This window comes from Actinotalea ferrariae, from assembly GCF_019733465.1.
Taxonomy (GTDB): domain Bacteria; phylum Actinomycetota; class Actinomycetes; order Actinomycetales; family Cellulomonadaceae; genus Actinotalea; species Actinotalea ferrariae_A.
This window is the reverse complement of record NZ_JACVQL010000099.1, coordinates 1-13,690: the sequence shown is the minus strand read 5'-3', so window position 1 is coordinate 13,690 and position 13,690 is coordinate 1. Positions and strand designations below refer to the sequence as shown.

Sequence of the window (13,690 nt, the reverse complement as noted above, 5' to 3'; positions counted from 1 at the left end):
CTTCCTTGTTCTCGAAGTGCTCGTACGGGCCTCCGCGCGAGAGCCCTACGCGACGACACCCGGTCCTCCTACATGCCGGCGGGCGCCATGTCGACGAAGCGTGCGTACGTGCCCTGGAACGCGACGACGAGGGTGTCCGTCGGGCCGTTGCGGTGCTTGGCGACGATGACGTCCGCCTCGCCCGCGCGCGGCGACTCGCGCTCGTAGGCGTCCTCGCGGTGGAGCAGGATGACGATGTCGGCGTCCTGCTCGATCGAGCCCGACTCGCGCAGGTCGCTCATCTGCGGCCGCTTGTCGGTGCGCTGCTCGGCGCCTCGGTTGAGCTGTGAGATCGCGATGACCGGGACCTCGAGCTCCTTGGCGAGGAGCTTGAGGGCACGCGAGAACTCCGAGACCTCCTGCTGACGCGACTCGACGCGCTTGCCCGAGCTCATCAGCTGCAGGTAGTCGATCACCACGAGCTTGAGGTTGTGCCGCTGCTTGAGCCGCCGGCACTTGGCGCGGATCTCCATGAGCGACATGTTCGGCGAGTCGTCGATGAACAGCGGCGCCTGCGACATGCGGCCCATGGTCGACGCGAGCTTCTGCCAGTCGTCGTCGCGCATGGTGCCCTTGCGCATGTTCTGCAGGGGCACGCGCGCCTCCGCGGCGAGCATGCGCATGGTGATCTCGTTGCGGCTCATCTCGAGCGAGAAGATGACCGACGTCATCTGGTGCTTGATCGACGCCGACCGCACGATGTCGATACCCATGGTGCTCTTGCCGATGGCCGGCCTCGCCGCGAGGACGATCATCTGGCCCGGGTGCAGGCCGTTGGTCAGCTTGTCGAGCTCGATGAACCCGGTGGGCACGCCCGTCATGCCGTCGCCACGGCTGCCCGCGGCCTCGATCTCCTCCATCGTCCCGTTGATGATGTCGGCGATCGGGAGGTAGTCCTCGCTCGTCCGCTGCTCGGTGACCGCGTACACCTCGGCCTGGGCGTTGTTGACGATGTCGTCGACGTCGCCGCCGTCGGTCGCGTAGCCGAGCTGCACGATGCGCGTGCCCGCCTCGACGAGCCGCCGCAGCACCGCGCGCTCGCGCACGATCCGCGCGTAGTACCCGGCGTTGGCCGCCGTCGGCACCATCGAGATGAGCGTGTGCAGGTAGGGAGCGCCGCCGATGCGGCCGATCTCGCCCCGCTTGGTCAGCTCCGCCGCGACCGTGACGGCGTCCGCGGGCTCACCGCGGCCGTAGAGGTCGAGGATCGCGTCGTAGATCACCTCGTGGGCCGGACGGTAGAAGTCCATGCCCTTGATCTGCTCGACGACGTCGGCGATCGCGTCCTTCGAGAGCATCATGCCGCCGAGCACGCTCTGCTCGGCCGGGATGTCCTGAGGGGGCGTGCGGTCGAAGCCGGGACCCCCCGCGGGTGCTCCTCGCAGCCCTTGCTCGAGCTCGTCGATGCTCACCCGGACCCCACCACTTCCCTGCGTCCAGGGCTGCGTGCTGCAGCCGTCGGCGTTCGCGTACGTGTCGAACTGACGTTCTATCGCACGCCGCTGACACGGCCGGGAAGCCCTGCGGCTCCCGGTTCCTCGTGCCCCCCGACGTCCAACCCTCGTCGTGCTCTTCCCGGAGGCTAGGTGCCCTCCCGGCGTGTCCCCAAAGACGGCTCGCGGAGCCTGTGGGCGACCCTGGGGACAGGGTGTGGACGGCCCGGCGGACGTCTGTGCACAGGGCGGGGACAACACTGTGGATAGCGTGGGAACCGCCGTGGGAACCGCCCGTGAGCACCGCCTTCACCATGCACCGACTGTGGACAGGAACTCGTTGACCCAGCGTTCACCAGATGGACACGACGTCCCGGCCACCGAGCCCGCCGACCACCGCGCCCTCGACCGCCAGGTGCTTGCGCTCGCCGTCCCGGCGCTGGGCGCGCTCGTCGCCGAACCGCTCTTCGTGCTCGTCGACTCCGTCGTCGTCGGCACCCTCGGCACCCCGCAGCTCGCGGGTCTGGCGCTCGCCGGCACGGTGCTCACGACCGTCGTCGGGCTGTGCGTCTTCCTCGCCTACACGACCACGGCCGACGTCGCCCGCAACGTCGGCGCCGGTCGGCGTGACCGCGGCCTGCGCCTCGGCGTCGAGGGGATGTGGCTCGGTCTGGGCGTGGGCGTCCTGCTCGCCGCGGTGCTGCTCGTGACGGCGCCGACGGTCCTCGAGGCGCTGGGCGCGCCGCCCGACGTCCTGCCGCACGCCGTCGCCTACCTGCGATGGTCGGCGCCCGGGCTGCCGGGGATGCTCGTCGTGCTGGCGGCGACCGGCGTGCTGCGAGGGCTGCTCGACACGCGCACGCCCCTGGTGGTGGCCGCGACGGGCGCCCTGGTGAACGCCGCGCTGTCGGTCGCCCTCGTGCTGGGCGCCGGCATGGGCGTCGCCGGGTCCGGCCTCGGGACCGCGATCACCCAGGTGAGCATGGGCGCGGTCCTGGCCGCCGTCGTCGCCCGCGGCGCACGCCGGGCGGGCGTCCCCCTCGCACCCAGCCTGGCCGGGTTCGGCGCCGGGCTCCGGTCGGGTGCGCCCCTGGTCGTCCGCACCGTCTCGCTGCGCGCGGCGATCCTGCTCTCCGCGTGGGTGGCCGCGGGGCTCGGCACCGTGACGCTCGCCGGGCACCAGGTCGTCGCCGCGCTCTGGGGCTTCACCGCCTTCGCCCTCGACGCGCTCGCGATCGCCGCCCAGGCGCTCGTCGGCCAGGCGCTCGGCGCGGGCGACGTCGACCGCACGCGGCGGGTGCTGCGCCGCACGCTCCAGTGGGGTGTCGCCGCGGGCGCGGTGCTCGGCGTGGTGCTGGGCGCGGCCGGCTGGTGGATCGCCCCGCTCTTCAGCCGCGACCCCGACGTGCGCGGCGCCGTCGCGCTCGCCCTCGTCGTCGTCGCGCTGACGCTGCCCGTCGCGGGCTGGGTCTTCGTCCTCGACGGGGTGCTCATCGGCGCCGGGGACGGTCGGTACCTCGCCGTCGTCGGCCTGCTGACGCTCGCGGTGTACGCCCCGGCAGCGGTCGCCGTCCGCGCCCTCGCCGACGACGGCGCCGCCGGCCTCGCCTGGTCCTGGGTGGCCTTCGCGGGCCTCTTCATGGCGGCTCGCGCCGTGACGACGGGTCTGCGGGCGCGCGGCACCGCGTGGATGGTCACGGGGACGTAGGGGCGCGCCGGGCGCGCACGGAGTTCCGTCCGTACGTCGCGAGCGGGTCGGTGGCAGGCGACGCCCGGGTGCGATGCACTGGTCGGATGCGCGAGCCGAGGAGGGCGCCGGGCGAGCTGCTGCGTCGGGCGCTGCACCACCCCCGCACCGGCCTGGCGGTCAAGGCGGCGCTGGCGGCGACCCTGGCCTGGCTCGTGGCGCTCCGGCTGCCGCCGCCGGCCGGGGACTACCCCTACTACGCGCCGCTCGGTGCCGTCGTCGCGATGTACCCGGCCGTGCTCACGTCCGTGCGCGAGTCGCTGCAGAGCACCGCCTCGATCGCCCTCGGCGCCGCCATCGCGCTGACCGTGGACGCGCTCGTCGGGTTCGGTGCGTTCGTCGTCGCGGTGGTCGTGCTGCTCGGCGTGCTCGTCGGCGGCCTGCGGCAGCTGGGCGCCCAGCGGGCGTACGTCCCGACGAGCGCGCTGTTCGTGCTCATCATCGGCGGTCAGAACGACGTCGCGTACGCCGCGGCCTACGCGGGGAACGTGCTGCTCGGCGCGTCGATCGCGATCGCCGTCAACGCCGCGTTCCCGTCGCTCCCGCTGGCGCGCGTGGACGACGCGCTGGCCGACCTCCGTGACGCCCTGCAGGCGCACCTCCACCACCTGGCGCTGCGCTTCGCCGACCCGTCGGCCAGCACCACGGCCGACGACGGCACGCCCGCGGCCGACGACCTGGACCGGTCCGACCTCGACCGGCGTGCCGCCGCCGCGCGCGAGGTCGTCCACGGTGCGCGCGACTCCGTCCGGGCCAACCGCCGCGCAAGTCGGCACCCCGACGCCGTGACCGCCCGCGACGAGGCGTTCCGTGCGCTCGACCGCGTCGTGCTGCTCGTCGACGACCTCTACGAGCTGCTCGCCGACGCACCGTGGGGCCACGACCTGCAGGCGTCCCCCGAGGAGCTGCGCGAGCCGGCGTCCCGGGCGCTCGCCGAGCTCGCCGTCGTCGTCGCCGACGTGGGGGTGCGCGACCCCGACCCCGCGCGGCGCGCCACCGTGGACACGGCGCTCGCGGAGCTCACGGCAGCCGTCCGGCGGGGTGAGGCGAGGGGCACCGCCGAGGCGGAGCTCCTCGTGATGTCGACGATCACGACGACCCTGCGGCGCTGCCTGTCCGTCGTGAGCCCACCGGACCAGCTCGCCTCGTCACCGTCCTGACGCCGGGCCGTCCGGAGGGCCCAGCCGCTGCGTGAGGCGGGGACGGCGTCGGCCCGGCCCCTCGAGAGGGAGCCGGGCCGACGTCGAGCGTGCTGCGGGCGGGTCAGGCCTGCGGAACGACCCGCACGTCGATCTGCGCGGAGACGTCCTCGTGCAGGCGGACCTGCACCTGGTACGAGCCGACGGACTTGATCGGCTGACCGATCTCGACCTTCCGCTTGTCGATCGCCGGACCGCCGGCGGCCGTGACGGCCTCGGCGATGTGCGTCGTCGTGACGGCGCCGAACAGGCGGCCGGACGCGCCGGCCTTGACGGCGATCGTCACGGGCTTGGCGCGCAGCGAGTCCGCCACGGCCTTCGCCTCGTCGAGCGTGGCGATCTCGCGGGCCTTGCGGGCCTTGCGGATGCCGGCGATCTGCTTCTCGGCGCCCTTGGACCAACCGGTCGCCAGGCCACGGGGGAGGAGGTAGTTGCGGGCGTACCCGTCCTTGACCTCGACCACGTCACCGGGAGCGCCGAGGCCGGTCACCTCGTGCGTCAGGATGAGCTTTGCCATGTGAGTTCAGCCTCTCTCAGCGAGCCGAGCTCGAGTACGGCAGCAGGGCCATCTCGCGCGCGTTCTTGACGGCCCGCGCGATCGCGCGCTGCTCCTGGACGGACACGCCGGTCACGCGGCGAGCGCGGATCTTCCCGCGGTCGGAGATGAACTTCCGCAGGAGAGCCGTGTCCTTGTAGTCGACGACGTCGATCTTCGCGGCCTTGAGCGGGTTGGTCTTCTTCTTGGGCTTGCGGACGACGGGCTTCGCCATCGTGGTGCTCCTTCAGCTGTGGAGCCCGGATCCGCCTGGCCGTGAGGCCGCGCGACCCGGGATGGGTGTGAGTCTGGGTGTCAGAACGGGGGCTCGTCCGAGAACGAGCCGCCGGTCGACGGTGCGGGCGTGGCCCACGGGTCGTTGTCGAACCCGCCGCCACCACCCTGGGCGCCACCGGACTGCGCGCCACCGCTGTACCCGCCACCACCGCCGCCGCCGCCGAACCCGCCGCCGCCACCCGAGCGCTGGGCGCGGGTGACCTTGGCCGTGGCACGACGCAGGGACGGGCCGATCTCGTCGACCTGGAGCTCGACCACCGTGCGCTTCTCGCCCTCGCGGGTCTCGTACGAGCGCTGGACGAGCCGGCCCTGGGCGATCACGGCCGTGCCCTTGGTGAGGGACTCGGCGACGTTCTCGGCAGCCTCGCGCCAGATCGAGCAGCGCATGAACAGCGTGTCGCCGTCCTTCCACTCGTCGGTCTGGCGGTCGAACTGCCGGGGCGTCGACGCGATCGTGAAGTTGGCGACGGCAGCCCCGGACGGGGTGAAGCGCAGCTCCGGGTCCCCGGTGAGGTTCCCGATCACCGTGATGACGGTGTCTCCAGCCATGCCAGCTCCCTGTCTCGGTGCGATCGGTGGATCGGTGCAGGTCCGTCGGGTGTCCCGACGGGGTGGAACGGTGCAGCGGTGGCCGGCGGCCGCAGTGGGCGGCGCCGGGGCGCGACGCTCAGTGAGCGTCGGGGCGCAGGACCTTCGTGCGCAGGACGGCCTCGTTGAGACCGAGCTGACGGTCGAGCTCCTTGGCCGTGGCCGGCTCCGCGGTGAAGTCCACGACGGCGTAGATGCCCTCGGTCTTCTTCGCGATCTCGTAGGCCAGGCGACGACGGCCCCAGATGTCGACCTTGTCGATCGAGCCACCCGCGGTGGTCACCACCGAGAGGTACTTGTCGAGGGACGGGGCGACGGTGCGCTCCTCGATGTCGGGATCGAGGATCACCATCATCTCGTAACGACGCATGCGATTACCCACCTCCTGTGGACTCAGCGGTCACGGTCTCTCCGTGACAGGAGGGTTGTGCGTCAGCTGCCCGGCCGTTCGCGGTGATGGCACCGCAGGGCACAGGGCAGCAGCCGCCCAGTCTACCGGGTCGCCATGCAGGCCTCGACCAGGCCGGGCGTCCTGGGGACGACGTCGGCTCAGCCGTCCCCGCCGCCGCTGGGCGGCGGTCCGCCGCCCGGGCCCGCCGGCGGCGGCGGCTCCTCGTCGCCGCCGTCGTCCGGCGGACCGCTCGAGACGACGATGCCGACCCCCGACCCGGGCGCGACCTGCGCGCCCGCCCCCGGGTTCTGGCTGATGACCTGACCCTCCGGCACCGTCGCGCTGGGCGCCGTGCTCACGGCCGGGGAGAGCCCCGCGGCGCCGAGCGCGGACTGCGCCGCGGCCGACGTCTGACCCACGACGTTCGGCACCGCGACCGTGCCAGGTCCGGCCGAGACGACGATGGTCACGGTGCTGCCCTGCTCGGCCTCGCCGCCCCCACCGGGATTCTGGCTGATCACGGTGCCGGCGGGCACGGACGCGTCGTTCGCCTGCTCCATGCCCACCGCGAACCCGGCACCCTCGAGCGCGGCCCGCGCCTCGGGCTCGCCCATGCCCACGACGGACGGGATCTCGACGAGCGGCGGCGTGTTGGGCTCGCCGACGTCGGCCCGCTCGGGGAACGGCAGCACCTCGCGGCCCCCCATCGCGGCCGTCATGTACTGCGTCCACACGTCGAGGGGCACCGATCCGCCGGTGATCTCGTCGTACCCGCCGAAGGGCGTGATCTCCGCCTCGCCCGTGCCGTCCGGCGTCGGCTGGTAGAGCGCGACCGCCGTCGTCAGGTGGCGCGTGAAGCCCACGAACCATGCCGACTTGTTGTCGCTGGAGGTGCCCGTCTTGCCCGCGACGGGGTGTCCGACCTCGGCCGCCTCCCGTGCGGTGCCGCCGCGCGACTCCACGACCTGGGTCATCGCGTAGGTGACGTCCGCCATCACGTCCGCGGGGAAGACCTGCTCGCCGGCCGTGCCGCCGGTGTAGGCCTCCACGCCGTCGGGATGCGTCACGGAGCGGACGACGAACGGCTCGTAGCGCACGCCTCCCGCCGCGAAGGTGTTGTACGCCTGCGCCATCTCGAGCGGGGCCACCGACGAGACGCCGAGCACGTTGGACGGGACGTCCTGCGCCGCCTGGTCCTCGGGGATGCCGGCCTCGCGCGCGACGCGCAGCGTCTCGGGCGGGCCGACCTCCACGTTCATCTGGGCGTAGACCGTGTTGACCGACTTCGCCGTCGCCTCGACGACGTCGATCCGGCCGAAGCTCGCGTTGCCGAAGTTCGTGACCGGCCGGTCGAACCCCTCGACCTCGAGGTCGTCGGCGCCGGAGTACCGCGACTTCAGCGAGCCGCCGTTCTGCAGGTACGCGGCCAGCGTGAACGGCTTGAACGTCGACCCGGCCTGCGCGCGCGCCTGGGTCACCGAGTTCTGCCCCTGGGTCAGGTAGTCCGGCCCGCCGTACAGGGCGACGATCGAGCCGTCGGCGGGGTTCAGCGTCACCATGCCGACGCGCAGCTCGGGGGCGCGGTCCGCCGGCATGCCCGCGACGACGTCCTGCATGACGCCCTGGAGGCCGCCGTCGATCGTCGTGACGATGCGGTAGCCGTTCATCCGCAGCTCGTCCTGGGAGAACGCGCCGCTGTCGATGAGCTCGCGGCGGACCATGTCGAGCAGGTAGCCCTGCGGCCCGGCGAACGTGTCCGTGGGTGCGTACGGGATGGTCGTGGGGAACACGAGCGCCTCACGCTCCGCCTCGGTCAGCGCACCGGTGACGATCATGCCGTCGAGCACGTAGTTCCAGCGGGACTCGGCCTTCTCGGGGTCGACCGCCGGGTCCCAGTTGTTGGGCGACGGGATGATCCCCGCGATGACGGCGGCCTGCGAGACGTCGAGCTCGGCGGCGCCCACGCCGAAGTAGGCGCGTGCCGCCTCCTCGATGCCGTAGGAGTCGCGACCGAAGTAGATGGTGTTGAGGTAGTTGGCGAGGATCTCGTCCTTGTCCTGCGCGCGGTCGAGCTTGATCGCGAGCAGCGCCTCCTTGAGCTTGCCGCGGTAGTCCTTGACCGTGTCCTCGAAGTAGTAGCGCTCCGCGTACTGCTGCGTGATCGAGGACCCGCCCTGCTGCTCGCCGCCGCGCAGGTTGTTCCACAGCGCGCGGACGATGCCGGCCGGGTTGATGCCCGGGTTCTCGTAGAAGCTGCGGTCCTCCGCCGCGACGACGGCCGCCTTCACGTGCTCGGGGATGGTGCCGCCGTCGATGATCGTGCGGTTCTGCTCCGCGAACTCACCCATCGGCGTCGCGCCGTCGGAGTAGTAGACGACGGTGGTCTGCGCGTCCGCGAAGTCGTTCGGCTCGGGGATGTCCGTCGTCGCGTAGAGGTAGACGAACCCGCCGAGGACGAGGGCCGCGACCGTGAGGAACGTCCCCAGCACGAGGCGCCACGACGGCAGCCAGCGGCGGAGGCCGGTCTTCCCCTGACGCGGGTAGTCGACCAGGCGACGACGCCCCCCGCGGCGACCGGCCGCCCTCCGCGCGGCCGCCGTCGTGCCGGCTGCCGCTCGGGTCCCGCCGGCGCTCGGTCCGCGCGTGCCGGGCTGTGCCGCGGAGCCGCCGGACGACGCCGCGCCGTACGCGCTGCGGCGTGTGGGACCGCCCGGGCCGGACGGGCGCGACGAGCCGCGCGAGGGGGGAGTGCTGGCCGGTGCCACGCTGTGCCTTCCGGTCGACGGACGATGCAGGTGCGGGTGCGGGTGCAGGGGCGGCGCAGGGCCGCGCGCACCACCCGCGGGGCGGGGGAGCCACCGCTCAGGGTAGGGACATCCCCGCAGACGGGGCGCGTCCAGTATGGGTGCGCGGTCGTGGAGGGCCTGTGGACGCGTGTGAGCGCCGTGGGGACGTCCGCGGCCCCGCAGGGGCATGTCGGGACGGATCGGACGCCGGGGACCACGGGTCCCGGGGGCGGACCCACGCCCGGGGCGGGCGGATCGCGTGACGCGCGTCACACCCGCGTCCGTTTGCCTGCTCGACACCCGCAGTTCTACAGTCCCGATGTATCAGTTCGATACATCCAGCCGTTCCATCGAGGCGCGCGAGTGCGCGCCGACCTGGTCGGCACCGGGCAGCGACGAGTCGGAGGAGGACCAGGTGCGCGGTCGTTCCGACGTGCTCGAGCTGGCCATCCTCGGGCTCCTGCAGGAGACGCCGATGCACGGGTACGAGCTGCGCAAGCGGCTCAACCTCCTGCTCGGCTCCTTCCGCGCCCTCTCGTACGGGTCCCTCTACCCGTGCCTCAAGGGTCTCGTGGAGCGCGGGCTCATCGTGGGCAGCGACGCGTCGCAGACGCCGCCGCCGCACGCCCTGAGCGGCAAGCGCGCCCGGATCGTCTACGAGCTCACGGCCGACGGCAAGGAGCACCTCGCGCAGATCCTGGCGAGCTCCGGCCCGACGACGTGGGAGGACGAGCACTTCGACGTGCGGTTCGCGTTCTTCGCGCAGACCGACGCCGAGACCCGCCTGCGGATCCTCGAGGGGCGCCGCACGCGGCTCACCGAGCGGCTGGAGAACGTCCGCCAGTCCGCGGTGCGCACCCGTGAGCGGCTCGACGAGTACACGCTCGAGCTCCAGCGCCACGGCCTGGAGCAGGTCGAGCGCGAGGTGCGCTGGCTGGACGGGCTGATCGACAACGAACGCGGCACCCGCCGCGGAACCACTGACGGGGACGGCCGACCGGCCGGACCCACCACCGCTGACGACGCCGCGGCGTCCCAGCACTGAGAGAGAACCGAGGAGCGAGGATGAGTTCGATCCGCGTCGCCATCGTGGGCGTCGGCAACTGCGCCGCGTCGTTGGTGCAGGGCGTCCACTTCTACGCGGACGCCGACCCCGAGGCCAAGGTCCCGGGCCTGATGCACGTGAAGTTCGGCCCGTACCACGTCTCCGACATCGAGTTCGTGGCGGCGTTCGACGTCGACGCGAAGAAGGTCGGCTTCGACCTCTCCGAGGCCATCGGCGCCAGCGAGAACAACACCATCAAGATCGCCGACGTGCCGCCGCTCGGCGTCACCGTCCAGCGCGGCCACACGCTCGACGGCCTGGGCAAGTACTACTCCCAGACCATCGAGGAGTCGGACGCCGAGCCGGTCGACGTCGTCTCGGTGCTGCGCGAGACGCAGGCCGACGTCCTCATCTGCTACCTGCCCGTCGGGTCCGAGGACGCCGCGAAGTTCTACGCGCAGGCCGCGATCGACGCCGGCGTCGCGTTCGTCAACGCGCTGCCCGTCTTCATCGCGTCCGACCCCGAGTGGGCCGCGAAGTTCGAGGCGGCCGGCGTGCCGATCGTCGGCGACGACATCAAGTCGCAGGTCGGCGCGACGATCACGCACCGCGTGCTCGCCAAGCTCTTCGAGGACCGCGGCGTCGTGCTGGACCGCACGTACCAGCTCAACGTCGGCGGCAACATGGACTTCAAGAACATGCTCGAGCGCGAGCGCCTGGAGTCCAAGAAGCTCTCCAAGACGCAGGCCGTGACGTCGAACATCGACGACGGCCCGCTGGCGGGCAAGAAGGAGGACCGCAACGTCCACATCGGCCCGTCGGACTACGTCGCGTGGCTCGACGACCGCAAGTGGGCCTACGTCCGCCTCGAGGGCCGCGCGTTCGGCGAGGTCCCGCTGAACCTCGAGTACAAGCTCGAGGTCTGGGACTCCCCGAACTCGGCCGGCATCATCATCGACGCGCTCCGCGCGGCGAAGATCGCCAAGGACCGTGGAGTCGGTGGCCCGATCATCTCGGCGTCGACCTACTTCATGAAGTCCCCGCCGGTCCAGATGGAGGACACGAAGGGCCGCGCGCAGCTCGAGGCCTTCATCGCCGGCGACGCCGACCGCTGAGCGCTGACCTGAGCACGAGCACGACCTGACGAGAGGGCCCGGGGACAACCCCGGGCCCTCTCGCCGTCCCCGCCCAGTGCGCCGAGCACGCGGCGCCTGACCGGCCCCACCGTGGCCACGAGGGCACACCAGCCAGCTCGGGAAGGGTTGCGCACGCATGGCGTGCGCAACCCTTCCTCCAGCGCTGGGCGGACGCCGTCGGGCGGGGCGCTGGGGGCGCCGGGGCGGGCGTTGCGCGCGTCGCTTGGGTGGCGGGTTGTCCACAGGGGTCGGTCGTCCACAGGTTTGCGGGGCGTTCGTGCCCCCCGGCGACGGAGGCGCTTGCATCGCGGGATGCGACTCGACCCGCCCGCCGTCACCCGCCTCGCCTCGCGCCAGCACGGCGTGGTCACCACGTCGCAGCTCGTCGCTGCCGGTGCGGACACGTCGTGGGTCACGCGGCAGGTGGACTCCGGGCGCTGGCAGCGGCTGCATCGCGGCGTCCTCGTCACGCACTCCGGTCCCGTCGCTTGGCGCAGCAGGGCGACCGCCGGCCTTCTGTACGCCGGTGACCGAGCGTGCCTGAGCCACGAGTCGGCCGCCTACCTGCACGAGTTCCGCGTCCAGCCGCCCAGAGTCGTCACCGTGACCATCCCCGGCGACCGTCGCCTCGCGCCGACGGCCGGGCTCGTCGTGCACCACCGGCGCACGATGCCGCCGTCGGCCGGGAACCCGCGGCGGACGTGGCGCGGGGACACGGTGGTCGACCTGGCCGCCGCGGCGACCTCGCACGACGACGCCGTCGGGTGGGTGTGCGACGCGGTGCGGTCGGGCGTGCGCCCGCTGGAGATCCTCGACGCCCTCGCGCGACGGGCGCGACCGCGCAACGCCGCGCTGCTCCACGAGCTCCTCGACGAGGTCGTCGACGGCGTCGAGTCGCCGTTGGAGCTGCGCTACCGCCGAAGGGTCGAACGCGCCCACGGCCTTCCTCCCGCCGAGCTCCAGGTGAGGCACCGGGTCGACGACGCATGGATCCGGGCCGACGTCGTCTACCGCGGCCTGGGCGTCCGGGTCGAGCTGGACGGGCGGCTCGCCCACCCGGGCGGCCGGACCGACGCCGACACGTGGCGCGACAACGCCGTCCTCCTCGAGCACGGCGACCTCACCCTCCGGTACCGCTGGTGGCACGTCGCGGTGACGCCCTGCGCGACGGCGCACCAGGTCGCGAGCGCCCTCCGCTCCCGCGGCTGGACCGGCAGACCACACCCCTGCTCACCGTCGTGCGCGATCCGCTGACCCGCCCGCGCCGGCCCCCGCGGAACGGTGCGGGTCGCCCGCGGACCGGCCTCAGCGAGCGCGGGCTCCGTGCGCGCGAGGAAGGGTTGCGCACGCATGGCGTGCGCAACCCTTCCTCCGGTGCAGGAGGGGCCGTCAGCAGCGCGACCAGGTCGAGCCAGGGCGACCGGGTCGGGCCGGGTCGGGCCGGTCAGACCGGGCCCGGGGGGTCAGACCTGGGCGGCGGTCGGGGCCAGGGCCACGCGGTCGCGGCCGCTGCGCTTGGCGGTGTAGAGCGCGGCGTCGGCGGCCTCGACGAGGTCGGTCGCCGCGTGCATCGCGTCGCCCCGGTCGGCCAGGCCGACGGACGCGGTCACGCGTGCGTCCACGCCCGGGACCCGCACGGACGCGATGGCGGCGCGGATGCGCTCGGCGATGGGAAGGGCGTCGGCGGCGCCGGTCTCGCGCAGCAGGACGGCGATCTCCTCGCCGCCGAAGCGGTACGCCGTGTCGGTCGACCGCAGGCCGGCGGCGACCGCCGCGGCGACGTCGTGCAGCACGGCGTCACCGGCGAGGTGACCGTGCGCGTCGTTGAGACGCTTGAAGTGGTCGAGGTCGACCATGAGGAAGGACAGCGGACGGCCGTAGCGCTGCGACCGGTCCCACTCGACCGCGAGGTCGGCGTCGAGCCGCCGCCGGTTCGGCAGCTGGGTGAGGGCGTCGTGGTCGGCCTGGTCCCGCGCGGTCCGGTGGAGACGGGCAGACTCGAGCGCGGCCGCGGCCGTCGAGAGCAGCGCGGCGAGGACCTCGAGCGTGTCCGTGTCGGGCACCGCACCGTGTGCCGAGCACGACGGCACGTGCAGCACACCGACGACCATCCCGCCGAGCACGAGCGGGTGCGCCCGGCCCGACTCGTCCACGACGGGCCGCGCGTCGGCGGCGCTCGCCGCCGCGGCCTCGGGCACCGGCACGTCCGACGGCGGCACGACGCCGTGCGGGTCGTCGCTGCGGCGCGCAGCACGCAGCTCGCCATCGTCGGTCCGCACCCACAGCGTGACGGGCGCCCTGAGGAGGTCCGCGGCCGCCGAGCTGACCGCCTCGGCGACGTAGCGGACGCTCACGCTGCCCGAGACCTCGCGCGCGATCCGCACGACGCTCGCGAGCCGGTCGGCGAGCAGCGCGAGCCGCTCCTCGCGGGCCGCGGCGAGCTCGCCGGCCGCGTGCAGCTCGGCCGCGAGCTCGCCCAGCGCCGACCCCATCG

12 protein-coding genes are annotated in these 13,690 nt (G+C 73.2%); 5 read left to right on the top strand and 7 right to left on the bottom strand.

Annotated elements, in window-relative coordinates; genetic code table 11:
• Positions 1-68 precede the first annotated feature (68 nt).
• The gene (gene dnaB, locus ICW40_RS08740) at positions 69-1,451 is read right to left on the bottom strand and encodes a replicative DNA helicase (RefSeq protein ID WP_221653444.1); all 1,383 of its coding nucleotides are present in this window, start codon (positions 1,449-1,451) and stop codon (positions 69-71) included.
• 346 nt (positions 1,452-1,797) lie between these two features.
• Here dnaB and ICW40_RS08735 point away from each other — a divergent pair, with 346 nt between their 5' ends.
• Together ICW40_RS08735 and ICW40_RS08730 are read left to right on the top strand one after the other, a co-directional pair.
• A complete protein-coding gene (locus tag ICW40_RS08735; protein WP_374199141.1) occupies positions 1,798-3,180 on the top strand; it encodes an MATE family efflux transporter in 1,383 nt (460 codons plus the stop codon).
• 86 nt (positions 3,181-3,266) lie between these two features.
• Positions 3,267-4,379: an aromatic acid exporter family protein gene (locus ICW40_RS08730; RefSeq protein WP_221653443.1), complete on the top strand. Its 1,113-nt coding sequence runs from the start codon at positions 3,267-3,269 to the stop codon at positions 4,377-4,379.
• A gap of 103 nt (positions 4,380-4,482) precedes the next feature.
• Here the strand turns inward: ICW40_RS08730 and rplI are convergent, their stop codons facing one another.
• The 5 genes from rplI to ICW40_RS08705 form a co-directional block, all read right to left on the bottom strand.
• Positions 4,483-4,935 carry a 50S ribosomal protein L9 gene (gene rplI / locus ICW40_RS08725; protein WP_221653442.1) on the bottom strand — a complete coding sequence of 151 codons (453 nt, stop codon included), beginning with the start codon at positions 4,933-4,935 and terminating at the stop codon, positions 4,483-4,485.
• Between the two features lie 16 nt (positions 4,936-4,951).
• Positions 4,952-5,188, bottom strand: coding sequence for a 30S ribosomal protein S18 (gene rpsR / locus ICW40_RS08720; RefSeq protein ID WP_034221340.1), 237 nt, complete (start codon positions 5,186-5,188; stop codon positions 4,952-4,954).
• A gap of 80 nt (positions 5,189-5,268) precedes the next feature.
• Positions 5,269-5,799: a single-stranded DNA-binding protein gene (locus ICW40_RS08715; RefSeq protein ID WP_221653441.1), complete on the bottom strand. Its 531-nt coding sequence runs from the start codon at positions 5,797-5,799 to the stop codon at positions 5,269-5,271.
• Between the two features lie 118 nt (positions 5,800-5,917).
• Entirely contained in the window at positions 5,918-6,208 is a 291-nt protein-coding gene (gene rpsF, locus ICW40_RS08710) for a 30S ribosomal protein S6 (RefSeq protein ID WP_221653440.1), read from the bottom strand.
• A 179-nt stretch (positions 6,209-6,387) separates the two neighbouring features.
• A complete protein-coding gene (locus ICW40_RS08705; protein ID WP_221653439.1) occupies positions 6,388-8,718 on the bottom strand; it encodes a transglycosylase domain-containing protein in 2,331 nt (776 codons plus the stop codon).
• Positions 8,719-9,430: 712 nt separating this feature from the next.
• On the opposite strand from ICW40_RS08705, the gene ICW40_RS08700 reads away from it, so the two are divergent.
• From ICW40_RS08700 to ICW40_RS08690, 3 genes are all read left to right on the top strand, one after another.
• Positions 9,431-10,060, top strand: coding sequence for a PadR family transcriptional regulator (locus ICW40_RS08700; protein ID WP_221653460.1), 630 nt, complete (start codon positions 9,431-9,433; stop codon positions 10,058-10,060).
• A 20-nt stretch (positions 10,061-10,080) separates the two neighbouring features.
• On the top strand, positions 10,081-11,175 hold the full coding sequence (locus tag ICW40_RS08695; protein ID WP_221653438.1) for an inositol-3-phosphate synthase: 1,095 nt from the start codon (positions 10,081-10,083) through the stop codon (positions 11,173-11,175).
• A gap of 333 nt (positions 11,176-11,508) precedes the next feature.
• Positions 11,509-12,450, top strand: coding sequence for a type IV toxin-antitoxin system AbiEi family antitoxin domain-containing protein (locus ICW40_RS08690; protein WP_221653437.1), 942 nt, complete (start codon positions 11,509-11,511; stop codon positions 12,448-12,450).
• Between the two features lie 209 nt (positions 12,451-12,659).
• Here ICW40_RS08690 and ICW40_RS08685 read toward each other — a convergent pair.
• Positions 12,660-13,690: GGDEF domain-containing protein (locus tag ICW40_RS08685; protein ID WP_221653436.1), on the bottom strand; the 1,031-nt coding region annotated here is incomplete at its 5' end.

Bases quoted from the DNA above. Each gene is read 5' to 3' on its own strand.
- ICW40_RS08730 (WP_221653443.1), top strand. From the start codon at position 3,267: ATGCGCGAGCCGAGGAGGGCGCCGGGCGAGCTGCTGCGTCGGGCGCTG.
- rplI (WP_221653442.1), bottom strand. From the start codon at position 4,935: ATGGCAAAGCTCATCCTGACGCACGAGGTGACCGGCCTCGGCGCTCCC.
- rpsR (WP_034221340.1), bottom strand. From the start codon at position 5,188: ATGGCGAAGCCCGTCGTCCGCAAGCCCAAGAAGAAGACCAACCCGCTC.
- ICW40_RS08715 (WP_221653441.1), bottom strand. From the start codon at position 5,799: ATGGCTGGAGACACCGTCATCACGGTGATCGGGAACCTCACCGGGGAC.
- rpsF (WP_221653440.1), bottom strand. From the start codon at position 6,208: ATGCGTCGTTACGAGATGATGGTGATCCTCGATCCCGACATCGAGGAG.
- ICW40_RS08695 (WP_221653438.1), top strand. From the start codon at position 10,081: ATGAGTTCGATCCGCGTCGCCATCGTGGGCGTCGGCAACTGCGCCGCG.
- ICW40_RS08690 (WP_221653437.1), top strand. From the start codon at position 11,509: ATGCGACTCGACCCGCCCGCCGTCACCCGCCTCGCCTCGCGCCAGCAC.